Genomic DNA, 24,527 nt, shown 5'->3' with positions numbered 1-24,527 from the left:
CCAGCCAGCTTCGGGCTGTAATAAATATCAGCAAATCTTCATACATGAAATTGGAGAACTGTGGATATTTTCTAATGATCAATACTAAAAATTCCCGCATGATTGTGCAACTCGATTCTTATCGAGTGACGATCATAAAAAGAAATTTTTGGTAATGGGGAACTTGAAGGAAAGAACAGAGAGGGTACGGAGCGATGAATGGGCGCCAGTCAGGGAGCGCCTGGGCAAAACTGACCGCAAGCAACGGAAGTTTTTCATTCCTGCTCGTGGCGTATTGCTTGCAGCATGGGTATTGATTGGGGATTTCCTGTTTCTATCCTCGTTGGCGCAGGCAGCAGAAGTCACGCTTCCAAAAGGGCCAAAGTATGCACTCGATGAAACCAGATGGGTGACACTTGGAATGGGGTTCCGTGGAACCGGCCTATGGGTGGAAAATCCCGCCACAGGTAATCTAAGGAGCGGGGATTTCAGCATCGATAATGCTCGTTTCTACTTGAATGGGCAGATACATCAGTACCTCAAGTTCGAAGTCAATACGGAATGTTTTTTCTGCAACAACACCCATCCCAGCGATAATCCGAAGATGTCGTACAACATACTCGATGCGATTGGAAAATTTGAGCTCAACCGTTATTTCAACATCTGGGGTGGCCGTATGCTGGTGCCGACCGAACGGGGTGAACTGAGTGGCCCTTTTTTTCAATCAACACATGACGCTTTCAAGACACCGTTTTTTTCCCAGGATTTCAGCACAAAATTCGGCAGTGGTGGAGCTGGGCGCTACGGACGCGACGATGGAGGCACATTCTGGGGAAGCCTTGAACCGGGCTTCATCAGGGGCACCCTGGGATATGCCGTCGGTGTCTACCGCGGAGTCCAGTCGTCCCGCAGCGCCGGTCCCAATCAGGGCGATGACGTCTTATGGGCCGGCCGCTTCACTTATAACTTCCTGAATCCAGAAAAGAATCCAGGTTACTATACCAGCAGCACATATTTTGGCAAGGCAGGGGATATTCTCGCGCTTGCTTTCGGCGCTTCATATCAGAAGAATGGGGCTGGCTCCTTTGCTCACCGAAGTGATTTCCTGGGGCTGGTCGGTGATGCACTTTTTGAAAAAGTGCTGCCACGAAACATGGGCGTCCTTACCGCAAATGGCGAATACAAACAGTTTTATGCCAATTATTCGCCCGCGGCATTTCGTGATCCGGACTGTTTCTGTATGTTCGATGGCAAATCATGGACCATTACCGGACTTTATCTTTTGCCCATGAGGATCGGGATCGGCCAGTTTCAACCGTACGGCCGATTTACGAGTGTTCAGCCAAACAACAGCAGCAATCGGGAAGAGATCGAGGCGGGCGTCAACTATATCATCGACGGTTTCAACGCTCGAATTTCCGCATACTACCAGCACGGCGATCTTTTCACTAAACGACTGAATTATGCGCCCGATGCGGCTGGCGAGAAGGTCGATGTATTCAAGCTGTCATTTCAATTGCAAATGTAGGTATTGCAGGTTGGGTTCGGACAATCAGTTGTATTCGATTTTTCCAGATGAGGCTCGAGGTAAGGGGAGGAGATCCGTTTGGATTATTTGGGGGCACTGCTTTGAAATCAGCCGCAAAAACGCATCCGGGCTCATGTGATGAGGATTCGATATCTTCGCCTGCCAGTATCGCTGCCCTGCACCGGCTGTCCGCTCCTGACAATCCGCTGGATCTGAAGATGAATCAGACTCCCGCTTCCACATCGAGGGGGCGTCTGTGGCTGAAATTTGCGGAGAATTCCGGAACCACCCGCATGGTGGAGCGGGATCATCATGGCCCCCTGGTGGTGCAAAAACCTCTTTATCCCGAGGGGCATGGGGTATGTCAGGCTATTGTCATGCATCCGCCGGGGGGCGTGGTCGCAGGGGATGAGCTGGAAATACGAGTGCAGGCCGGCCCGTCTGCTCATGGCCAGATCACCTCTCCTGGCGCGACAAAATGGTACAAGTCCACCGGTCGTACTGCGCGCCAGGACGTTCATCTGCATGTGGAAGCAGGCGGCGTGCTGGAGTGGATGCCGCAGGAAACGATTTTTTTCAATAATGCAAAGGTCATGCTCGATCATCAGATCGTGCTGGAGAAGGATTCGGTTTACATAGGCTGCGAGATTTTATGCTTTGGCCGTACGGCATTCGGGGAATCGTTTGATAGCGGCGAGGTGAGGCAGCGCACGAGTATCCGCCGCGAAGGGAAGCTGGCGTGGTTTGAGCAGCTCCGCCTGGCGGGCGGAAGCAGGGCGATGAATGGGAGACTTGCGCTTGCCGGCCGTACCGTTTGCGCCACTTTTATCATGAGTGGCAAGCCCCTTCCAGCGCAGGCGATCGATCTTGTACGGGAAGAGGCAGTGCGCATCGGCGGAGAATCGGGGCAGGTGGGTATTTCACAATTCAAATCGCTGCTGGTAGCACGTTTTCTGGGGGATTCGAGCGAAGTGGCGAGACATGTGATGCTTTGCGTCTGGCGCGCCGTCCGTCCTGTCACGCTTGGCCGACCTGCGCTCGTACCGCGCAGCTGGAACACCTGATGCCATCCTGTTCCGCAAGTTTTTGGGAAGCAAGTTTTTGGAAAACAGGGTTTGGAAAAATCGCTGGAGGCCTTTTTCAGCAACGTCTGGGATTTTTAATGAGGAGATACAATGGATCTGACACCGAGAGAGAAAGACAAACTCCAGATATTCACTGCTGGATTGCTCGCGGAAAGACGAAAGGCGCGTGGCCTGCGGCTCAATTATCCCGAAGCGGTGGCCCTGATTACCTGTGCCATCATGGAGGGTGCGCGTGACGGCAATACAGTGGCGGAACTGATGTCGGAGGGGCGAAAAGTCCTGACACGCGCTGATGTCATGGAAGGCGTGCCGGAAATGATTCCCGATATTCAGGTCGAAGCCACTTTCCCGGATGGGACCAAGCTCGTGACTGTCCATAATCCAATCGTATAACGCAACCATGGGAGATTAATGATGGTAAGGATGGCAAGAAATCCCCTCATACCAGGCGAGGTCATCACACAGGCTGGCGAGATCGAACTCAATGTCGGCAGAAGAACGACAACGTTGAAGGTTGCAAATGGGGGAGACCGTCCCATTCAAATCGGTTCCCATTTTCATTTTTACGAGGTGAATTCCGCGATGAAGTTCGATCGCGAAGCGGCTTACGGCATGCGCCTGAACATCATGGCCGGCACGGCGGTGCGCTTTGAGCCGGGGCAGGAACGGACGGTCGAACTGGTGGAACTGGCCGGCAATCGGATCGTGTATGGGTTCAATCAAAAAGTGATGGGCAAGCTTAAATAGAAACCCTCCGGATCGAAGAAGAAAGGAGCTAGAGAATGAGTTTAAAGGTTTCCCGCCAGACTTACGCTGAATTGATGGGTCCCACGACTGGAGACCGTGTTCGCCTGGCTGATACGGAATTGATGATCGAAATCGAGAGGGATTTCACCACTTATGGTGAGGAAGTGAAGTTTGGGGGCGGCAAGGTGATACGCGACGGTATGGGACAGTCGCAGCACAATCACGACCAAGTGATGGATACGGTCATCACCAACGCGGTAATCGTCGACCACTGGGGCATCGTCAAGGCTGATGTCGGTTTGAAGGATGGGAAGATCGCAGGGATCGGCAAAGCAGGCAATCCCGACATTCAGCCCAATGTCACGATGTCGATCGGTGCGGCAACGGAAATCATAGCTGGCGAGAACATGATTCTGACCGCGGGGGGGATTGACTCTCATATCCACTTCATCTCGCCCCAGCAGGCCGACGATGCGATGATGAATGGCATCACCACGATGCTGGGAGGAGGCACTGGCCCGGCAGCGGGAACGGCAGCCACGACCTGCACGCCCGGCCCGTGGCACATCCATTCCATGTTGCGGGCCTCGGATGGCTTGGTGATGAATACCGGTTTTTATGGCAAGGGGAATGTAAGCCTTCCAACCCCGCTCGAGGAACAGGTTCTTGCCGGCGCATGCGGCATGAAGCTGCACGAAGACTGGGGCTCGACCTATGCGGCTATCGACAATTGCCTGAACGTGGCGGACAAGTACGATGTCCAGGTTGCAATTCATACCGATACCATCAATGAGGGCGGGTATCTGGAAAATACCATTGCTGCCATGAAGGACCGGACCATACACACTTTCCACACCGAGGGAGCCGGGGGAGGACACGCGCCGGATATCATCGCCGTGGTGGGCCAGGAAAACGTACTGCCCTCATCCACCAATCCCACCCGGCCCTATACGATCAACACACTGGACGAACACCTCGACATGTTGATGGTATGCCATCACCTCCATGCCAATATTCCCGAAGATCTGGCTTTCGCCGAATCACGCATCCGCAAGGAAACCATCGCGGCTGAGGATATTCTCCAGGACATGGGCGCAATTTCCATGATGTCCTCAGACTCGCAGGCGATGGGGCGCATCGGCGAAGTGGTTCTGCGCACCTGGCAGACCGCGCACAAGATGAAAATACAGCGCGGAACACTGCAGGAAGATACATCGAGGAATGATAATTTCCGCGTCAAACGCTACATTGCCAAATATACGATCAACCCGGCGATCACGCATGGTATTTCGCACGCCATCGGTTCAGTGGAGGTGGGAAAATATGCAGACCTGGTGTTGTGGCGGCCTGCCTTCTTCGGCGTCAAGCCATCAGTGGTTGTGAAAGGTGGAATGATTGCAGCCGCCCTGATGGGTGATCCGAATGCCTCGATTCCGACCCCGCAGCCCGTCCATTACCGCTACATGTTTGGCGCATATGGCGGCGGCATCAAGACTTCGTGCTTCACCTTCGTCTCCCAGGCAGCGCTGGCCGCTGGCCTGGTCGATCAACTGAAGCTGGACAAGAACCTGATCGGGGTCAAGGACACGCGCAATCTGCGCAAGAAGGACATGATCCACAATTCGGCAACGCCCAGGATGGAAGTTGATCCTGAAACCTACGAAGTGCGTGCTGATGGACAACTGCTGACTTGCGGGGCGGAGGATGTTCTGCCCATGGCGCAACGGTATTTCCTTTTTTAGGGATCACACATGCTCACCTTGAACACCAGGATAAGCACCGCAGAGAAGATTTCCGCGCAGCTCGTGTTGACGTACGAGTTGCGCGAGAACAGCCGCCTGCGCACCGCGCTTGCCTCGGGAGAGGAAGTGGCCATTTTCACGCCGCGCGGTACAGTGCTGCGGAACAACGATTTGCTCAGCGGTGATGACGGGCGCGTGGTGCAGATCGTGGCCGCACCGGAAGCCACCTACCGCATCACCTGCACGAACCCGCATGACCTGCTTCGCTGCGCCTTCCACCTGGGCAACCGCCATACCCAGACTCAAGTGGGCGAAGGGTTTCTGCGCATTGCCCGAGATAAGGTGCTGAAGGAAATGCTGGAGGGGCTCGGGGCGACGGTTGTCGAGGAAGACGCACAGTTCGAGCCGGAGGCGGGGGCCTATAACAGCGGAGGGCACCACCATCATGGGGAGTCGGGCCATGGGCATGCTCATGGCCCCCTCGCTCCGATCCCTGTGCACCAGAAGATCCATCGTCCCTCCGATACTTCTTCCGGATGAAGGAATACCGCGCTCTGCTATCCCTGCTGCAGCTCGCCAGTCCTTCGCTTCCGATCGGAGCGTATACATATTCCCAAGGACTGGAGTCGGCCATCGAACAAGGTCTGGTTCGGGACGAGGCTTCTGCGCGCGAGTGGATCCTCGAGGCGATCGGTATCGTTGCGGACTTCGAATTGTCGATCCTGTGGCGCTTGCTGAAGGCGTTTTCGGCAAGGGACGAAATAGAGGTGGCTGGCTGGACCGAACGTTTCATTGCTTCACGCGATACTGCGGAGTTCCGTGCGGAAACGATCCAAATGGGTTATTCGCTCGCAAAGCTCGTTGCTGATCTGAAGATCGGAGACTCTTCGCTGCGCGCCATACTGGGAAGTCAGCCGGAGATACCGCTTCCTACCGCATTTGCCTGCGCAGCAGAAGCACTGGCTGTGGCGCACGATGACGCCTTGCTGGGGATGCTGTTTTCCATGGTCGAAAATCAGGTGCTGGTATGCGTCAAGTCCGTTCCGCTCGGCCAGCTTTCCGGGCAGCGCCTGCTCCTGTCGCTCCATGACGCTATCGAGACCGCCTCACGCCGCAGTCGTGAGTTGGCGGACGATGAATTATCCAGCTGGTCTCCTGGCCTGTCGCTGCTGTCGATGCAGCACGAGGTGCAATACAGCCGCATCTATCGATCATAGTTCTTGATGGGAACAGAAAAATGAACGAACAACCTAATCCTCTTCGTGTCGGAATCGGCGGTCCCGTGGGTTCCGGAAAAACTGCCTTATGCGAAGCGCTCAGCAAGAGAATGCGCGATCATTATGAAATGGCTGTCATCACCAATGACATCTATACCAAGGAAGACATGGAAATCCTCCTGCGCGCCGATGCGCTGCCTCCAGAGCGCCTGATGGGGGTAGAAACGGGCGGATGCCCGCATACAGCCATCAGGGAGGATGCCTCCATCAACCTCGAGGCTGTGGCGCGCATGACTGCCGACTTCCCGGAACTCGATCTCATTCTCATCGAATCTGGGGGTGACAATCTCGCTTCCACTTTCAGTCCCGAGCTTTCCGATCTCACGATCTATGTCATCGACGTGGCCGGAGGCGAAAAAGTGCCGCGCAAGGGCGGCCCCGGCATTACCCGCGCTGCATTGCTCATCATCAACAAGATCGATCTCGCTCCTCATGTCGGCGCAAATCTGGAGATCATGGCGCGTGACGCCAGGAGAATGCGCGGAGATCGCCCTTTCGTGTTTACTAATCTGCATACAGGGGAGGGGGTGGATCAGGTAATCGACTTCATCGTGAAACAGGGGTTGCTGGATGAGATTCGGTCGCAGCAGCACCGCGCCTGATTCCCTTTTACAGCGGTTCGGCAAAAGCACATTACTGCATCTTTCATTCAGCGTTTTGCAAGGGTTTCACATATCATGACTTGGGCATCCCGTGTCGACGGCGCGTTCCCACAGCCCCTGCAGGTAATTCTGAGAGGTGTTGGACAGGTATTTTTCTGCTGTAACGCCTTGACAGGACTTATTTTCCTGATAGCGCTCTTCATCGGCGGAGTGGCTGCCGGGGCAGCGGCAACCGTAGGAGTGGTCACGAGTACAGTGACCGCCCGTCTGCTGGGATTCTCGAAAAAGGATATCGATGCCGGCCTGTATGGTTTCAATGGGACGCTGGTAGGCCCCTGCCTGTTCCTGTTTCTGGAGCATTCTCCACAGCTATGGTTGTACGTCATCCTCGCATCGATATTATCGAGCGTCGTGCTGGCTGCTCTCATGCGAATCCTTCGCCCCTACCAGGTTCCAGCCTCGACCGCACCGTTTGTCCTGACCTCGTGGATGTTCCTGGTCGCGGTCTATGGTTTTGAAAGTTTCACCCGCAGTCCCGTTTTGCCGGCTGCCGGTATTCCTGTTGCTGTTCCCGGCGCGGGCCGCCTGGCTGTCGAAAACTGGCCCGTCGCGCTATTCAAGGGGGTTGGCGAAGTCATGTTCGCGGATAGTGTGACAGTCGGTATTCTGTTTCTGGCCGGCATCGCCATTGTTTCCCTGCGCGGCGCCCTGATGGCAATAAGCGGAGCCTTTGTCGGAATCATCTTCCCGACCCTTCTGAACGCAAACCTGAATGCGATCGAAATGGGCCTGTACGCATTCAATCCGGTTTTGACGATGATGGCCATTGGCTGGGTATTTCTCAAGCCCAGCGGGAAAAGTGCCGCTCTCGCCGTGCTGGCGGGTGTGATGACGGTTGTATGCCAGGCAGGCCTTGCCAGTTTCCTTACCCCCATAGGCCTGCCGACTCTCACGTTTCCGTTTGTTCTGGTCATGTGGATGTTCCTGTTCGCCGCGGGAATGTCGAAATACTGGGTCGACCCAGATGCTGAAGAAGGGTGAGCAGGGGCAGCAGGGGTCTTATGACTGCGTCCGGGCTGAAATAGCCGAAATAAAATCAAACTGACGTTTTGCTATCATCCTTTCTGGGAATGTTATTGGAACACCCTGCTGCTGCTTGCTATTGCCCTTCGCACATTTATTGCCTCAGTATGAAATCGTTCCATCAATTTCAATTTTCCCTTTCCCGGTCGCGATATCCTGATCCCCTTTCAATTCCGCCATTCCCTTTGCTCCGCGAAAACGCCCCGTTCCGCCGCTTATTTCAAATTTCGCATCCGTCAAGTTGTACCTGGATTGATCATCGGCTGGTAAAAATGCACCCTTGTAGCTGCCTGTAACAGTGTCGCCATTTGCCGCTGTCAGGGCGAACGTACCTTCAAAAATAAAATGGTCCTCCATCGGGGTAATGCAATCATCGGCCTTGACCGAAACCTTGCCCATGTGGGTGCTTTTGCCGATACCTGTAGTAGTGCCGCCGAATTTGGAAGGACAATCCGGCCTGAATCCCGCCTGTTCGTGAGTTTCGACACTTGCCTTGAGCGGCCTGCTGGTTGCATTAGCCAGGGTCACCGACGGCAACATGAGGATTGCAGGCAGGATTGCAGAAATGATGCTGCGCGTTAAAGCTTGAAAAATTACCACAAGTCATACTCCTTTCTGGTAGATATTGAAAACAATCATTCAAATGGAACCGACAGGGCTCCCGCATCCTTCTCAGCGAGAAAGAAAGATTCCCACTGCAGTGTCAATGCGATTCGTTGATGATGCGTCCTTCGAAAGGTTGTAATTGATGCACAGGGCTTTGCGGATGCGTGGAAAGCAGCACTGGTTTATTCACGGGGGTTTTAACCTGCTGGTGGGACATGTTGAGGAGCACCATGTGCTTCTCTTCATTGAATATCCGGCGGTAAGCGAGAATTTTCCGGTCGCAGAGGTCATGCAGGATTTCGAGGCTCCCCGCGTGCAAGCTTGGCGCCTTGTTGCGGAGCCGGATGATTTTCCTGTAAAAATTGAGAAGGGAATGTGGTTCCGAAATCTGTTTTGCCACATTTATTTCCCTGAAGCTGTCTGCTACCGGCAGCCATGGTTCTGCTGAACCCTCACAAAAGCCTGCCCTGGGCCTTTCATTCCATAGCATCGGAGTACGGCACTCGTCGCGATTGAGAATTTCACTGCTGCGATCCACCAGAAACTGCGGTACCCATTTATGCTGGATGGCAATCGCATCTTTTCCGTCTTTCAGGGGAATTCTTACCCGAGGTATGCCAATCTCATCACCGAAATAGGTGAAGGGAATCCCCCGGCAGGTAAACTGGAACAGCGCCAGCAGTTTTGCCTTTTCTATGCTCCCTCCCAGGCGGCTGATGACACGGTTACGGTCGTGGTTGGCAAAGACGAGAGTGGGTATCAGCGGTTCGGGAAAATGCTTCTCGAATGTCATCAGCATTTCGCGGTATTTTTCCGCCTTGAAAGGTGTGGAAATGGCCTTGAAAAGGAAAACAGCGTGCAACCCATGCTGTCCGTCGTTTTGACAGAAGCGATGGATCAGTGCTTCATCTCCATGCGATTCCCCGATAAGCACCCTTTTGGGATTATCGAACTCATCCACAACGCGTCGCAACTCGATAGCGAATTCAAAGCTCTTTTCGTGGAGAAAATTGTTTTTCAGGTTCTGGAAAAAGATGGAAAGCGATTTATCCGATGGGGTCAAACGGGGACTGGGAGGGTTGCTGCGCAACTCGGAGTCCTCGTAGATCGCACTGATGATATCGAGGCGAAATCCATCCACCCCTTTGTTCAGCCAGAATCTGACGACGTCGAACATCGCCTGTTTGACTTCCGGATTGTGGTAGTTCAGGTCCGGCTGAAAAGGGAGGAAAGCGGTGTAATAGAATTGCTTCCGTTGCGGGTGGTAAGTCCAGGCTTTGTTACCCGCCATGGCGCGCCAGTTATTCGGGGGCCTCAAACCCTTTCTGCCTTTTCCGTCTTTCCAGACATACCAGTCGGCTTTGGGGTTGTCGTGCGAGCTTGCGGATTCGGTGAACCAGGAATGCTCGCTCGAAGTGTGATTCAGCACCAGGTCGAATACCAGTTTCATGTTGCGGCGGTGCGCCTCTTCAACCAGTTTTTCAAAGAGCGGCATATCGCCATATTCAGGAGAGATGGAGAGGTAATCGCTGGTGTCGTAGCCGAAGTCTTTTTGTGGACTTTGCGTGAAGGGCGACACCCAGATTGTTTCATATCCGAGATCGTGCAAATAATCCAGTTTTTCAATGATGCCCTGGATATCTCCGATTCCATCGCCATTGGAGTCGTAAAAAGAACGCACATAGACATGGTAAACAGTGGTTTTCTTCCACCATTCGCCTTCAGCGTTCGAATTGTCAAGGGCAGTGCGACTCATGGAATTGGCGGGCGGACCGAAAATCGTGGTATCGGGGTTTGAAACGCATGCTGGCCATTTTAATCTGAAAGCACTAGTTTGCCTGCTGTTTTCCAAGGTGGCTATGCTTGCGGGCATAAGCGAAATAGATAATCAGGCCGATACCCGCCCATGCAAGGAATAGCCTGATTGTCTCCCACCCCAGGCTCACGAACAGCAGACCGCAGCCGCCCATCGCCAAGGGGCCCACCATCCACAGCATAGGGGTCTTGAAAGGCCGATGGAGATCGGGTGCGCGGCGTCGCAGGACCATCACCCCCAGAGCGACCATGAAGAAAGCGAAGAGCGTCCCGGAATTGGAAATATCAGCCAGCATGCCTACCGGGAACATGGCAGCGAACAGCGCGACAGCTGTTCCGGTGACCAGGGTGACAATATGGGGGGTGTGAAAGCGTTTGTGTACATGAGAAAAAACGCCAGGCATCAATCCGTCATGAGACATGGTGAAGAGGACGCGTGTCTGCCCATAGAGCATCATGAGCACGACAGAGGGCAGTGCGACAATTGCCGCTGAAGCCACCCAGTTGCCTATGGTTGGGTAGCCGACCTCGCGCAGCACAAATGCCAGCGGTTCTTTGGAGAGGGACAAATCACCTCCTGGCTGGGCTCCCACTGCTCCCACCGCGGCGTAGGCGACGACAAGATAAATGAGGGTGCAAATTGTCAATGAAGCTATCAATCCTATCGGCACATTACGGTTTGGGTTGCTCGTTTCTTCGGCTGCGGTCGAAACCGCATCGAATCCGACATAGGCAAAGAAGATGGATGCAGCGGCCCCCAGGATTCCCACTCCTGAAAGCGGTGTGCCCCATCCGTTGGGCAGCATGGGTTGAAAGTTTATGGAATTTACTGCCGGCAGGGTGAGAACGATAAATGCGGTAAGTGCGATAATTTTTATGATAACCAGAACTGCGGTAAACCTTGCACTTTTTGTCGTGCCCATCACCAGCAGCACGGTAACGAACAACGACACCAGAAATGCCAGCAGGTTGAATCCTCCTGCCGATGTTGTGCCATCCAGCCCGACAATCATATCCGCCGGTCCTGCCGTCAGTGCCAGTGGCAGCCCGTAGCCTATTTCGTTCAGGAAGCCATTGATATAACCGGACCAGCCAACGGCTACTGCCGCTGCGGCGATCGCATACTCCAGAATCAGTGCCCAGCCGACCATCCATGCAGCGAGTTCGCCGAATATCGCATAAGAATAGGTATATGCGGATCCTGCTACCGGAATGATGGCTGCAATTTCGGAATAGACGAGGGCGGCCAGCGCGCAGACGAATCCGGCTATGAAGAAGGAAAACATCATGCCCGGGCCTGCCTTGTCCGCAGCAACCGAAGTCAATACAAAGATGCCGGTGCCGATGACGGCGCCGATTCCCAGCATGGTCAGATCAAATGCGCCAAGCTGTCGTTTGAGCCCTCGGGTTTCAGCCGATTCCAGGATGTGATCCAAAGATTTGACGCGCTCAAACAGCACAATGTCTCTCCAGTAATAAACGCAAAGGATTTCAGTTGGATTTTGACCGGGTTCGCTCAAGCTCGGCGTTTACGGGCAAGATCGTTATTTTAAACCAGCAGGCCGCTGCAAACCAAAATGCTGTAGGGAAAACGGCTTGAATGAGGAAGAATTATCGCAGGAATGCGTGGGGCGGCGGTAATTCGTGGATCAGCGGAGGAGCGAAGCTCATCGCCTGATCAGTCTCCTGAGCACGTCCGCCAGGACAACAGGGAGCGTTTCCGCCTGCTGCAATACGGCGTAGTGCCGTGCGCCAAACACCCGGGCAAGATATTGGGGCGCGTGCCGGTCAACGGTAATGCAGAATGGATGAATGGCCTGGAGGCGGGCTTCGGCCACGGCTTGGCGCATGTCTTCCACTCCGTAGCGACCCTCATAGTGATCGACATCGTTGGGTTTCCCGTCCGACAGCAGGATAAGCAGACGATACCGGGCGTTGGTGGCAGTGAGCAGGCTGGTGGTGTGGCGAATCGCGGCTCCCGCGCGCGTGTAGAGCTGCGGTTCCAATGCTGCAATGCGGCGCTGGACAAGCATCCGGTCGTTCTCTTCAAAATTCTTCAAGGGCCATAATGAGACATTTCGGGCGCTTTCTCCCGAAAAGGCATAAATGCAGAAAGGATCATCCAGTTTGGTCAGTGCCAGATAAACGAGCAGCAGCGCTTCCTTTTCAACGTCGATGATGCGCAACTCCTGGGAAACCCATCCATCCGTCGAGCCGCTGATATCGATCAGCAATGCAACGGCAATGTCACGCCGAGCTGCTTTTACTGATTGATACAAGCGATCCTGCGGGGGCAAGCCCGCTTGTCGTTCCGCGAAGGCATTCACGCAGGCGTTGATATCGATCTCCTCTCCTTCCGGTTGGCGGTGGTAGCGAATCCGCCGCGGTCGCAGCCCTTCAAGTCGAAGCTGAACCTGCCGCAGCAGGGCGGGACGTCTTGCCACCACGGATTCCGCCCAGGCGGCATCTCCCAGCAACGGCGGTTGAAGCCGAACGATGGCGCCCTCCTTATGATAACGCGAAACGCGGAAATCCCATTCCGGGTAGGCAATGCCGTGCGCCGCTCCCTTGCCGGGGAGGACGAGCGTCCTCCGCTGATCAAGGGGATCATCCGCCAGCAGGAGTTCGCGCACGGTTTTCGAAGATGAGATGAGTTGCGCTTCCGGTAGTTCGGACAGGGAATCCGCCAGATCGCCGGCATCGGCATTGTCGTCACGGTCAGCTGGCCGCTGGAGGCCCGCAGGATCTTCGACGTGCTGCTGCGGATCATCCTTCTGTACCATCCACATCCCTTGCGTCTCGTCATCCTCATCGGGAGTTTTTTCCCGGGCTTGCGGACGACGGGAAAGATTCGCGCTGCGCCGGGGGTTTGCGGAAGGCTGCATCATATCCCGGAGCGCTTCCTCGTATCGGATGGGTTGATTTCCGGAGGAGGGCGGCAGCATCTTACCCCACCACAGATCCTTGGCGCATCCTCGATAGCGAACCGTGGGCATCCTTGTTCGAGTCGAGATCTTCATGCTCATCTCCACCGCCCAGTCAAGCGAATCCTCGGGCTTCCGCGCAAGAGCAAGCGGGGGAGGAATGTCATCCGGACTAGCCTTGAGTACGCCACAATAAAGTTCTTCCACCGCCTGTTCGACCGCATTCAGAAGCGAAGGCGGCGGTCGCTGCGATAGCATCGCCCGGCGCAAGGCCGCAAGATCAAGCCGCAGTCCGGCAAAATGAAGGGCGAGGGCATGATCTGCGGCAACTGCTTCACTCAGTTGAAAGAGGTCAAGTGTCAGCGTGTCAATGGGAAGTGTTTGTATTTCCCGACGCCGGGCACGCCCGGCTTGCTGCAAGGCGAGCAGTCGAAAGAAATGATGCGGAGAAAGCGCGCTCTGTTCGCCCGGATCCAACTGCATGGGCAGGAAAATAGTGGCCCCATCGTTCGCCGGTAACGGGCGGGTTTCGATCAGATGTCGCGGGATGCGGCCAAACAGCCGGGATAGGGCCGATGGCGGCGCCGGAGGTTGGGCGACCCGCAGCGATACAGCGTGCCCGTGAACGGCCGACAGGAGAAATTCCAGGCGCTGGCGGCAGGCGGACAGCGTGCAGGAATTATCCGGTACGTTGTTGTCATGGTCCCACAGACGGGATACGAAAGCAGTTGCCTGGCGGGCGGCATCGATAATGAGTCCTTCAGGTTCGGCCATGCGGAAATAGCGCTAGAAAGAAGGGTATAAGAAAGAATGGGGGCACCGCACGAGGAGATTTGCCTATCCGATATTCAATCCACCAGCGTTGCGTCGACCAAGTCAAGCATCGCGGCCACGAGGACAGGATCATCGGATAATGGGGACACAAGTGCAACATGACAGGCCAGCCGGGGTGCAATTCCGTTGGCGATGAGGCGGGCTGTTGCCACCAGCAGGCGCGTGCTGGGTACTTCGGCGAGACCACGGTCTGCCAAACCGCGAATGCGTCCGGCCAGTGCCACAAGATCATGCGCCAGGACGGGTTCCGCGCCACTTTCGTGGATGACGATCTCGGCTTCCCGTTCAGGAGGTGGAAAGTCGAAATCAAGCGCGACAAAGCGTTGGCGAGTGCTCGGCTTGAGATCCTTGGTTACATGCTGATAACCGGGATTATATGAAATGACAAGCTGAAAACCTGGAGTGGCCTCAATCAGTTCGCCGGTTTTGTCGACAGGGAGAACACGCCGATAGTCCGTCAAAGGGTGGATAACGACGACTGCGTCCTGCCGCGCTTCAACCACTTCATCGAGATAGCAGATTGCGCCAGTGCGAACAGCGCGCGTAAGCGGACCATCCTGCCATACGGTGGCGTTGTCGCGTATCAGAAAGCGGCCCACGAGATCCGCCGCGGTCAGATCATCGTGACAGGATACGATGATGAGGGGACGCTTCAGGCGCCAGGCCATATGCTCGACAAAACGTGTTTTTCCACAGCCCGTCGGCCCTTTCAGCATGACGGCGAGGTGGCGCCGATGGCATTGCGTAAAAATGCTTACCTCATCGCCGAAAGGGAGGTAATAAGGCTCTTCGGCCTGCGGGTGCGGCACGTCCTGGCGCGTATTTTCTAAAGCGGGGAGCTTGATTAACGGATCCTCCATTATCGCGCAATCTATCCGCTGCCGGCGGAACTGGCATGACCGGCTGGAGCAAGCTCGGGTGCGGATGCGCTGGAATCAATTGCTGCGACGGACCTGGGCGCGGTTCGGAAAAAATTCCAGATGAACAGGGCTGCTCCGATTGCAAACACCGATGCAGTGGCGATCAGCATCAGGAAGTGCACCTGCAGTTTCAGTTGCGTATCGAGGTAGCCCAGGCCGAGGATCCGCTCCAGGTAAACCTGCCCGATGCCAGCGGTGCCGAAGGAGAGCGTCATGCCGAACATTCCCATCACCTGCATCCAGAACGCCCAGTAGCCGATACTGTTTCCTTCCACTTTACGATCACTGGTGAGGTGGGGCAGGGTGTAACTGACCATAGCCAGCACTGTCATGGCATAGGCACCATAGAACGCCCCATGTCCGTGCATGGCTGTAATAAGCGTGCCATGCGTCCATTTATTGACACTCGGCCAGGTATGCGCGAATCCGAGCAGACCGGCACCGAATACTGTGAATACGGTGCTGCCGATGGTCCAGTGAACGGCCAGTGAGTTGGGGTGGGAAAACCCGGCGCGGCGCATGGCAAAGTATGCATACATTGCCATGCCGAGGAGCGCCACCGGTTCCAGGGCGCTGAAGAAACCGCCGATAGGCAGCCAGTAATGAGGCACGCCCACCCAGTAGTAGTGATGCGCGGTGCCCAGGATACCGGCCATGAAAACCAGGCCGACGATCACGTACAGCCATTTTTCCATGACTTCCCGGTCGGCGCCGGACAACCGGATCAGCAGATACGCGAGCAGTCCGCCCTGTATCATTTCCCATACGCCTTCCACCCACAAGTGGATCGTCCACCAGCGATAGAAGATGCTGATGGTATAATTTTCATATTCGATCAGGGCCGGCAGATACAGCACGGCCGCAAGCGCCAGACCGGCTACCAGCACACCCTCGGTAACGGTCCAGCGTCCCGCCCGCTTGATTGTCATGAGGATGTTATACAGGAACATCAGCATGACGATGACAATCACGATCTTCAGCGGGAACGGTTGCTCCAGCATTTTGTTGCCGGCAGTCCAGCCAAACATATAACCGACAATCGCTGTTACTCCCATCAGCGTCCAGGCGACAAGCTGGATGTAGGCCAGTTTGACGCTGTAAATTTCGCTGCGCGATTCTTCCGGCACCACGTAGTAGGTTGCGCCCATGAAACCCGTAAGCACCCAGACAATCAGAAGATTGGTGTGAATGGCCTTGGTTTTATCGAAAGGGAGGAAATCCAGAAGCGGATCGGGCCCCAGGTACTTGCTCGCAGAGAGCAGCCCGAATACCAGTTGCAGGCCGAACAGGCACATGGCGATGGCGAAATACCAGTATGCGATCGACTGTGAGCGGTAGCGCATGGCGTCTCCTATTTCAAGGTTTCGAGGTAGGCAACGAGGCTGTCGATCTGTCGAGGTTCGAGATCCGTAGCAAAGTTGTCGGGCATGAACGACTGGTTATTGGCGGAATACATGGCGCCGGGAACCAGGTAAACGCTTGGATGAGTAATGGATTCGCGGATGTAGTCGGCGGATGTCTTCGCTTCTCCCTTATATTCAGGAGAGGCAACGATCGCCGTGGCACGGGTAGCGAGTCCGGCAAGAGTGGGACCCGCCAGATTTACCCCCGGTGCGATGGAATGGCACGCGTTGCAAGCGGGGGGTGAGGAGCGGAAGAGTGCTTCACCCTGGGCGACCGGGTCCGTGGAAACGGAAGCATGTGTCGGTGGCTGGCCGACATCGGTACCTGGAATGGTTGTGCCTGATACTATAATGGGGCGTGGAGGCCAGCCCTGGTTGTCGATATGACCGACCCAGTCGAGAAAGGCGATGACCTCGCTGATTTCCGTATCGCTCAGTTTCGGGTTCGGCATCAGGCGCCGGTGCTTCTCCTCCGAGTAGAATTGGGAAGGGTCCTTCAGGAAGGCGGTTAGATAAGGCGTACCCCGCTGCTGGGTAATCTTGGTCAGATCGGGCGCGTAGTATCCGCCTTCGCCCAGGAGAGTGTGGCAGTTGATGCAGTTGTTATTATGCCAGACGTCTTTTCCCCTCATGATCTCGGGCGTCAGCTTGTCTTCATTGGTGAGTCCGGGAAAGCGCCGGTGACTGTCGAATGTAAGGCCAATGAAGGCGATGGCGGAAACAAGGGTGCAAATAATAAAAAAAAGCCGTCCCTGTCGCTTGGTCATCGATACCTCTTTGAGATGTTAGAGATGAGTACTGCTGGCAGAGCTTATACGTTGATGCCGGACCAGTTCTTGATCGAGATCAATGCGGCGTAGACAATCGCCAGCGCGATTAATATAAGTACGATTCTGCTGAAGATTTTGAAGGGGAGAAAATAGCGGGGTGTGTGAGGCGGCATGGCAGCTCCAAATTTACTATCGGGGAAGTGGTGCGAGGAATCCGATTTCTGTTGAATTGGCAACTCTAATTCATAGAATACTACAAACGGGGAAAAGTTTTGTTGACACCGGTAAGCCTGACGTCTCTATCCGGGAGGAATGCGGGCGAGGGGTATAAGGAATTCAAGGAATTTGGGCGAATGGAACGAGCGTTGGTAATGAACGTTTACCATGCCGCACCTCTCCAACTGAAGACAGAGAACATCGATATACGTCGGTTCGCAATTATCATCGTCAGTTTACAGTTTACCTATGGAGGCAATATGAATACCGACTATAAGGGGTACACGATCATTACTGCATCGGAGCGGGACGATGCCAGTGGTCTCTGGAATGGCCGCTACAGGATAATGGATGATGAAGGCATAGTGGTTTACGAAAGCTTCGTGGAGCCTTTGCACGACGAAGACAAGGCATATGAGGCGGCTAATGTGGCAGCCCGTGCATGGATAGACGCCCAGTAAATTAAGGCTTCTGTGGCAAATCCGCAAACTCGCAATATGCTGTCATCGTACTGTTCGATAACGTACGGACGGTTCGTGATCGTCCTGATTTAATAATCAAAGGTCATGTTTTCTGTCATGGTTCCTTTTCTCACATCGCGGGGCACTCACCCGTAGCTACTTGTTTCTCATAAGGAGACTCACTTCATGAATAAAAAACCGTTTGTGCCGATTTTCTTGCCCGTTGCCCTGGCACTTTCGACGCTGGCTTTTGCCGATGAAAAAGTTCAATGGCCCGATGTTCCCCCCGCAGTTCAGAAAACGATAACTGAAAACACGAGCGGGGGCATAATCGAGGAGATCGAGAAAGAAACTGAAACGATAAGTGGCAAGAAGACAAAAATTTATGAGGCTGATGTGAGGCTGCCTGACGGAAAGAAGATCGAGATCAAGGTGGGCGAGGATGGGAAGCTTATCGAGATTGATAAAGATTGATCAGCAAGTTTTTACAATTCTGCCTTTGACTTCACACGGACTGTTATCAGTCATATAAGTCATTTCAAATGAAGAACCTTGTAGACGAATAATATTGTCCACAAGGTTTCCGCACATCGTTTGTCTACACAAACAAATCTTCCTGGTAAAGTCTTCAGCCTTGAAGGTGCCTATTTTGGCTGCCCTTCCTTCTCGTCAAGACAATCTCCCGGAGATCCCGGACGGGAAAGCAATCTATCGCGCAATAAATCCCTTTCTCCGCCGAACCATCGTTCCCATCAATCCCAGCCCGGCAAGCAGCATGGCGTAGGTTTCCGGTTCGGGAACCGGGGAGACTGTCACTCCTGAAAGTCTTATGCGGTACTCCTCGTTGAGCGTAACCGTGTCCTCCAACTGCGCCCACCCCGTCAGGGGCGATGCTCCTCCAGGCCCCGTTCCAGTAAGGATTTGAGTAAAGGGAGGGCTGACATCTGGACCAATATAATGGTCGGGTGTAAACCCATTGCCGCTTACCGGTGGCGTGCCCAGGGAAAGTACTGCCAGATTGTACCAGCCTGCTGCCTGGGGGCCATTCAGGTGGCCTGCCGGCAAGCCTGCATCAGGGCTGCCTAACATGGCATTATCATTTCCATATATAACGTACCCTCCCTGGTTAAACAGCACGAGCAGGGAGTCAAGGTCGCCACTGGTAGAATTGACAGCCGCGGAGAATGTAGTGGGATTGGAAATGTAAAGCCTGTACATGTCTATATCATTATTGGTCGAAATGGTTCCGTAGATATTTCTCAGCCGACCTTCATCCCCTGTCGGCATTTGTGCCGTACTCACCAATTGCCCTGCATCACCGATCTCAGTCCAGTCAACGGCGTGTACTGGATTAGCGAGAAGAGCCAATGTAAGTAATGGCACGGAAACGGTTATTTTTTTGAAATGGATCGCATTCAACTTCATTTGTCATCTCCAATCAGGTTATTAATTTTTGGGGTCCATCTATTTTTATTGCGGCACAAATTGTCGATTCGCAGAGATCACCTCCCTCTAGATTGTTAGTCCTTCTTATTTCGGGGTTTCTGTGGCAAATACGCAGGTATTGGCCTGGACAGGGAATACTTTCTATTGCTCCCCTGAAGATAACGATTATGGTTTGCTTTTTTCTAATGATTCTGAGAATTATTTATATTTAGGATAAGAAATTCTACTGTTACCGAACGAGGGTGCAGTCTTCATTTCCAGCATTTATTCAAAATCCATCAGTCTTCCTGTGCACGAATAAAAGCGCTTGCTTTTTCCCCATTGCCGGATATAATGAGAATAATTCTTATTATTATTGTCTTTGTGGAATTGCCGTTGCAGAACTGCGAGTGATATCGGAGAAGAGGGCACCTGCCGATAGGAAAGAGGGTTACGTCGGGATAAGAAAGCTCTATTCCGAATTTTTTCTCAGCTTTTCTTCCGGTAACCGCAAAACAGGAAAACCAGGAATATCGAGAAAAAGTCAAAAAAACTGAACACAGGTTATCCGTTGCTGCCGGGTCCTCCTTTCCCGGCAGCTTTTAGCCCGCCAGCCCGCTTTCGGGCAAGCCAGCCATATTTTTATTCCAAAGCCTGCCGGTGACTCACCGGCAGGCTTTCTCATGATATATCCCGAGAAAAAAGGAGCGGGTGGCGTCCGCCAAGCGGAGCCGGAGCAATGGTGAGAAACAGGAACAGATGAAAGGTGGAAAGCAGGCTGAGGGAGATTGTGTCCTGATAACCCCTCCCGGAGGAGGGGTTGGTGCCAGAGTTAGATCAGTTCAAGCGCTTTGTTTATTATTCCTGCGTTTGGCCATAACACCCATCAGGCCGAGACCCGCCAGCAGCATGGCATAGGTTTCCGGTTCGGGAATGGTGGGAACCTGAGTGACTGTAAAGGTCATCGTGTTGCCTTGACCCGGATCGAAGGGGCTGATCGTGAAGGCCGCGTCAGACGTAGTGCCAGCTGCTTGAAATCCCGTAAAGTCGAGATTGCGCGGGCCGCTCGATTGATCAAGCGTGAAGCCGGAAAGGGTCGAGCTGTTGTGTGCGGTGAACACGACCCCCTGGCCCTGGTCTGGTTCCCCGATGGTGTAGTGAAAGTCGGCCCAGTTCTGGCCGGTATTGTTGGTAACGGCTTCAGCCACCGTGTAGGGATTGCCGGGGCCGGTACTGTGCTCCACAGTAAAAGTCAGAACGATTGGATTAACGCTATCAAAAGTTTTGGTCAGGTCGAGTGCCCTGTTAGCCTCGTCGATGTTGAAGTCAAACGACCCGAGACCTGCTCCGCTTTCAGTTATGTTGGTAATGACGCCTGCGGCAGATGCCGTGGAAATTGAACCTCCGAACGCTAAAGCAGCCATCACTATCTTGGAAAAATTATTCATTTCTGTCTCCTTATTATAATCACTGCGTTTGTTAAAAGTTACGTTCGAGCCGCTATAGGCCTTGCCCGTTTTCCATGCCTTTCAAGTCTGAAAAAAGCAAACTATAGCCTTATTCTTGAAGCAAAACCCGTGCCGCATACAGTTTTCTCGCTAAAACATCAGCTTACACAGCTAACCCTGCTTTTCAGAGGCACGGGTGTAAGAAATTTCGGCAAATAGTGGGTAATCCTGGTCACGCCGCTGACCAAGACGGAAAGAACAAACTGCCGGCTTCCCTTCAAAATCTCATATTTTTGATAGGTTTACGTGGCTAACCCCTTCCAGAGGCGCAAGTGTAAGAAATTTCGGCAAATGGTGGGTGTATCCAGTCATGCCACTGGCCAAGACAGAAAGAACAAATTGCCGGCTTCCCTTCAAAATTTCACATATCGTGCCATAAACCGATGCGGAGATGGACTGCAAACAGGAGATGTGGACAGTACATCGCTTCATACCTATCCCCCATGATTTCGCAAGATGGCTCCGTTTGGCGACTTCAGATCGGTAAAATCACACAGGTATTCAAAGTTGCTGTTTTATTCTGTCTCTTAACAGAGATGGTAGACGGGTGTTTTTGCCCCATTCCCCAGCCTACCCCTTATCAAACCTTGACGAGCTTATTGCTTTTCCTTCATTGTTGAAATAAAATAAAAATAATTCTCATTTAATGAGATCATAAAAATTATTTCAAATTCTCATTTCCTGCTTTCAGTTCCGTGTTTTCAAGACGAGACATGAGACACAAGGCATTTTCGTCACACGGAATGCGCCCGCAGCAGCTCACGTAAAGTGAGACCAGAAATAATACCCAGTAAGCATTGAAGAATTTTCTTAACCATCCCGTTGGGATGAACGCCTGCGCGTGAACCGCGGCTTTTTAGCCAGCCAGCTCCTCCGGAGCAAGCCAGCCAGTTTATATTTTTTTATTCGTTTTGCCGGAGAGTACGGGCTGTGAGTAATAAAAATCAGCAAGATACGAATTTCACGAACACTTCGTGGCTTGTTTCAAATGGAACGTGTGAGAGTGGCAGCTCCGACGTGTTGAACTGCGTGCTTTCCCTTGAAAATAACAAACCTGTTCAAAAGCACGATGGGGGCAGGGCAGAATGCGGTTTTCGTCCATCTCGTCTTATAGTGGCCGTGCGTACCGCTCTGATCGGGCTTGGGCTGGCCTCGTGGGCCCTGTCACAGATAGCGATAGCAGAGGCAAACATTGTCGCGCAGGCTTCCGCTGTCACCTACAGTATTCCTGCAGGTGCAATGGCAGATGCCCTCAACCGGTTTTCGCAGCAGGCGGGAGTCAGCATTTCTTTTGCTGCGACTGATGTGAAAGACGTCGCCACACATGGGCTGAACGGCAAGTTTTCGGTTCAGAAGGGATTGGAGCATCTTTTGGCCGGCAGTGGCTTGCAGGGTGTGCCGCAGGGGGAAGGCTATCTTGTAAGGAAACAGCCAGAGGGAATGAGCGAGCAACCCCCCATACTCCCTCCTATCAGGGTGACTGCAAGTGCTGTAACCGAGCCGACGGATGGCTACATGGCGACCAAGAGTTTCAGCGCAACCAGGACAGATACGCCATTGCGCGATGTGCCTCAGTCCATAACCGTCATGACCCAGGATATGATCCAGGATCAGACCATGCAGAGCATTACCGATGTCGTGCGCTACGTGCCGGGTGTCGTGCCCTCGCAAGGGGAAGGCAATCGTGATGCGGTGATTTTCCGCGGCAACAATACAACCGGGGATTTTTATGTCGATGGCCTGCGCGACGACGTTCAGTATTTCCGCGATCTCTACAATATCGACCGGGTTGAAGTCTTGAAAGGTTCCAACGGAATGATTTTCGGCCGCGGCGGGGCAGGGGGCGTGATCAATCGTGTCACCAAGGAAGCCGGCTGGACGCCGGTGCGGGAGATCGCGGCGCAATACGGCTCTTTCAGCCACAAGCGTATTGCTGTCGATCTGGGTCAGCCCATCAATGACGTTGCCGCTGTCCGCCTCAACGCCATGTACGAGCACTCGAACAGTTTCCGCAATGGCGTGGACTTGGAGCGCGGCGGCGTCAATCCCACGTTCACGTTCAAACCTACTGCCCAGACGAAAGTCGTTTTCAGCGGAGAATACTTTTTTGACCGCCGCACGGCGGATCGCGGGATTCCTTCATTTGGAACAAGATCAGGAGTTGTGGATTCCGGCCGTCCGGCTGATACTCACCGATCCACGTTCTTCGGCAATGCCGCCAACAGTCCGACCCATGTCGATGCCTGGTCGCTGAATTCGCTGATCGAGCATACGTTCGATAACGAGGTCAAGATACGCAACCGCACCCGCTATGCCAGTTACGACAAGTTCTACCAGAACATCTATGCTAATGGTGTTGCGACGGCTGAGGATGCGACCGGTACGGTAGCGATTTCAGCCTATAACAACGCTACTCAGCGGGAGAACCTTTTTACCCAGACCGACCTGCTGTTCAAGCTGAACACCTGGGGCGTAAACCATGAATTCATGACGGGCGTGGAATATGGCCGCCAGATTTCGGATAATTTCCGCAACACCGGGTTTTTCAACAACAGCACCACAAGTGTAAGCGTGCCTTTCTTCAACCCCATCAGTTTTGATCCAGTAACCTTCAGGCAAACTGCTTTTAATCCAACCAACCGCAGTGGGGATGCGAACAACCACGGTGTGGTCGAAGTGGTAGGCGTCTATGTCCAGGATCAGATCACTCTGCTTCCCCAGGTGAAAGCCATTCTCGGCCTGCGCTACGATAATTTCGACATGAGTTTCATTGATAAGCGTGACGGTACCAGATTTCATACCAATGACGGGTTGCTTTCTCCGAGGGTCGGCTTAATCTACAAGCCGATCGATCCGGTTTCCATCTACGGCAACTACAGCCTGGCTTATATGCCGCGGGCGGGTGATCAGCTAAGTTCAATCAGTCCGAGCAATGCGACTCTCAAGCCGGAACAATTCATGAATCTGGAGCTGGGGGCCAAATGGGATATCCGGCCCGATCTTTCCTTTACCGCAGCCTTGTACCAGCTCGAGCGCAGCAACGTCATCGCTCCCGTTCCAAATGAGCCCACCCAGAGCATGCTGGTTGATGGACAGAGGGCTCGTGGGGCAGAGGTGGGCTTGATGGGACGAATCACCCCGCAGTGGAGCGTGATGGGGGGGTACGCCTATACCGATGCCGAAATTACCCGCACGATATCGGGTACGGGGAGTACAACTGTGCCGGCAGGCTCGATTGTGGCACAGGTTCCGAAGCATACCGTTTCCATGTGGAATCGTTACGATTTCACGCCTTTTCTCGGGCTTGGACTGGGCGTGATTCACCGCAGCAGCATGTACGCCGCGCTCGACAACACGGTGCTGTTGCCAGGCTTTACGCGCATGGATGCCGCGATGTTCGTGCGGCTCAACAAGGTCATCCGCGTACAGGCAAATATCGAGAACCTGGCCAATATCGACTATATCGCCTCCGCGAATAACAATAACAACATCCTGCCCGGGGCGCCGCGCATTTATCGTCTGACGGTGGTTGCCAATTTTTAGGCTAATAAGCTCGACCAAATATCCTTCCCTCCGTTCCCTCACCCGCAAGCAGGAGAGGG

22 protein-coding genes are annotated in these 24,527 nt (G+C 53.8%); 12 read left to right on the top strand and 10 right to left on the bottom strand.

Going from position 1 to position 24,527, the window contains the following annotated elements:
- The first annotated feature begins 163 nt into the window (after window positions 1-163).
- The 9 genes from AC52W5_RS01205 to yut all read left to right on the top strand — a co-directional run bounded on the left by AC52W5_RS01205 (window position 164) and on the right by yut (window position 8,001).
- Window positions 164-1,507: a hypothetical protein gene (locus AC52W5_RS01205; protein ID WP_495669661.1), complete on the top strand. Its 1,344-nt coding sequence runs from the start codon at window positions 164-166 to the stop codon at window positions 1,505-1,507.
- 47 nt (window positions 1,508-1,554) lie between these two features.
- Entirely contained in the window at window positions 1,555-2,571 is a 1,017-nt protein-coding gene (locus AC52W5_RS01200) for an urease accessory protein UreD (protein WP_495669660.1), read from the top strand.
- 111 nt (window positions 2,572-2,682) lie between these two features.
- Complete coding sequence (gene ureA / locus AC52W5_RS01195) at window positions 2,683-2,985, top strand: urease subunit gamma (RefSeq protein ID WP_495669659.1); 303 nt, start codon at window positions 2,683-2,685, stop codon at window positions 2,983-2,985.
- Between the two features lie 30 nt (window positions 2,986-3,015).
- Window positions 3,016-3,339 carry an urease subunit beta gene (locus tag AC52W5_RS01190; protein WP_074974226.1) on the top strand — a complete coding sequence of 108 codons (324 nt, stop codon included), beginning with the start codon at window positions 3,016-3,018 and terminating at the stop codon, window positions 3,337-3,339.
- Between the two features lie 35 nt (window positions 3,340-3,374).
- On the top strand, window positions 3,375-5,081 hold the full coding sequence (gene ureC / locus AC52W5_RS01185; RefSeq protein ID WP_495669658.1) for an urease subunit alpha: 1,707 nt from the start codon (window positions 3,375-3,377) through the stop codon (window positions 5,079-5,081).
- Between the two features lie 9 nt (window positions 5,082-5,090).
- Window positions 5,091-5,621 (top strand): urease accessory protein UreE, encoded by a 531-nt coding sequence (gene ureE / locus AC52W5_RS01180; protein ID WP_495669657.1) that lies wholly within the window; start codon window positions 5,091-5,093, stop codon window positions 5,619-5,621.
- Complete coding sequence (locus AC52W5_RS01175) at window positions 5,618-6,298, top strand: urease accessory protein UreF (protein WP_074974220.1); 681 nt, start codon at window positions 5,618-5,620, stop codon at window positions 6,296-6,298. Before ureE ends, AC52W5_RS01175 begins: the two co-directional genes overlap by 4 nt.
- 20 nt (window positions 6,299-6,318) lie before the next feature.
- Entirely contained in the window at window positions 6,319-6,960 is a 642-nt protein-coding gene (ureG, locus tag AC52W5_RS01170) for an urease accessory protein UreG (RefSeq protein WP_074974218.1), read from the top strand.
- 75 nt (window positions 6,961-7,035) lie between these two features.
- Window positions 7,036-8,001 carry an urea transporter gene (gene yut / locus AC52W5_RS01165; protein WP_074974217.1) on the top strand — a complete coding sequence of 322 codons (966 nt, stop codon included), beginning with the start codon at window positions 7,036-7,038 and terminating at the stop codon, window positions 7,999-8,001.
- A gap of 144 nt (window positions 8,002-8,145) precedes the next feature.
- Here yut and AC52W5_RS01160 read toward each other — a convergent pair whose 3' ends face one another.
- From AC52W5_RS01160 to AC52W5_RS01125, 8 genes are all read right to left on the bottom strand, one after another.
- Window positions 8,146-8,643, bottom strand: coding sequence for a hypothetical protein (locus tag AC52W5_RS01160; RefSeq protein WP_495669656.1), 498 nt, complete (start codon window positions 8,641-8,643; stop codon window positions 8,146-8,148).
- A 103-nt stretch (window positions 8,644-8,746) separates the two neighbouring features.
- The gene (locus tag AC52W5_RS01155) at window positions 8,747-10,405 is read right to left on the bottom strand and encodes a glycoside hydrolase family 13 protein (RefSeq protein WP_495669655.1); all 1,659 of its coding nucleotides are present in this window, start codon (window positions 10,403-10,405) and stop codon (window positions 8,747-8,749) included.
- A gap of 73 nt (window positions 10,406-10,478) precedes the next feature.
- Window positions 10,479-11,924 carry an amino acid permease gene (locus AC52W5_RS01150; protein ID WP_495669654.1) on the bottom strand — a complete coding sequence of 482 codons (1,446 nt, stop codon included), beginning with the start codon at window positions 11,922-11,924 and terminating at the stop codon, window positions 10,479-10,481.
- Between the two features lie 207 nt (window positions 11,925-12,131).
- The gene (locus AC52W5_RS01145; protein WP_495669653.1) at window positions 12,132-14,162 is read right to left on the bottom strand and encodes a nitric oxide reductase activation protein NorD; all 2,031 of its coding nucleotides are present in this window, start codon (window positions 14,160-14,162) and stop codon (window positions 12,132-12,134) included.
- Window positions 14,163-14,236: 74 nt separating this feature from the next.
- Entirely contained in the window at window positions 14,237-15,082 is an 846-nt protein-coding gene (locus AC52W5_RS01140) for a CbbQ/NirQ/NorQ/GpvN family protein (RefSeq protein WP_495669652.1), read from the bottom strand.
- 11 nt (window positions 15,083-15,093) lie between these two features.
- Window positions 15,094-16,485 carry a cbb3-type cytochrome c oxidase subunit I gene (locus AC52W5_RS01135; RefSeq protein WP_074974206.1) on the bottom strand — a complete coding sequence of 464 codons (1,392 nt, stop codon included), beginning with the start codon at window positions 16,483-16,485 and terminating at the stop codon, window positions 15,094-15,096.
- Window positions 16,486-16,493: 8 nt separating this feature from the next.
- Window positions 16,494-17,312: a c-type cytochrome gene (locus AC52W5_RS01130; protein ID WP_495669651.1), complete on the bottom strand. Its 819-nt coding sequence runs from the start codon at window positions 17,310-17,312 to the stop codon at window positions 16,494-16,496.
- Window positions 17,313-17,356: 44 nt separating this feature from the next.
- Complete coding sequence (locus tag AC52W5_RS01125; protein ID WP_495669650.1) at window positions 17,357-17,488, bottom strand: hypothetical protein; 132 nt, start codon at window positions 17,486-17,488, stop codon at window positions 17,357-17,359.
- 99 nt (window positions 17,489-17,587) lie between these two features.
- On the opposite strand from AC52W5_RS01125, the gene AC52W5_RS01120 reads away from it, so the two are divergent.
- Together AC52W5_RS01120 and AC52W5_RS01115 are read left to right on the top strand one after the other, a co-directional pair.
- On the top strand, window positions 17,588-17,992 hold the full coding sequence (locus AC52W5_RS01120) for a hypothetical protein (RefSeq protein WP_495669649.1): 405 nt from the start codon (window positions 17,588-17,590) through the stop codon (window positions 17,990-17,992).
- Between the two features lie 186 nt (window positions 17,993-18,178).
- The gene (locus AC52W5_RS01115) at window positions 18,179-18,466 is read left to right on the top strand and encodes a hypothetical protein (protein ID WP_074974202.1); all 288 of its coding nucleotides are present in this window, start codon (window positions 18,179-18,181) and stop codon (window positions 18,464-18,466) included.
- A gap of 234 nt (window positions 18,467-18,700) precedes the next feature.
- Here AC52W5_RS01115 and AC52W5_RS01110 read toward each other — a convergent pair whose 3' ends face one another.
- Together AC52W5_RS01110 and AC52W5_RS01105 are read right to left on the bottom strand one after the other, a co-directional pair.
- Window positions 18,701-19,417 (bottom strand): PEP-CTERM sorting domain-containing protein, encoded by a 717-nt coding sequence (locus tag AC52W5_RS01110; protein WP_495669648.1) that lies wholly within the window; start codon window positions 19,415-19,417, stop codon window positions 18,701-18,703.
- Between the two features lie 842 nt (window positions 19,418-20,259).
- Window positions 20,260-20,865: a PEP-CTERM sorting domain-containing protein gene (locus AC52W5_RS01105; RefSeq protein ID WP_074974200.1), complete on the bottom strand. Its 606-nt coding sequence runs from the start codon at window positions 20,863-20,865 to the stop codon at window positions 20,260-20,262.
- A gap of 990 nt (window positions 20,866-21,855) precedes the next feature.
- Between AC52W5_RS01105 and AC52W5_RS01100 the strand changes: the two genes are divergently transcribed.
- Window positions 21,856-24,468 carry a TonB-dependent siderophore receptor gene (locus AC52W5_RS01100; RefSeq protein ID WP_495669647.1) on the top strand — a complete coding sequence of 871 codons (2,613 nt, stop codon included), beginning with the start codon at window positions 21,856-21,858 and terminating at the stop codon, window positions 24,466-24,468.
- Window positions 24,469-24,527: the final 59 nt, after the last annotated feature.

The sequence above is a fragment of the Nitrosospira sp. CT genome (assembly GCF_059489795.1).
Note: the sequence above shows the minus strand (reverse complement) of the source record. Positions and strands in the feature narration are given on the sequence as shown.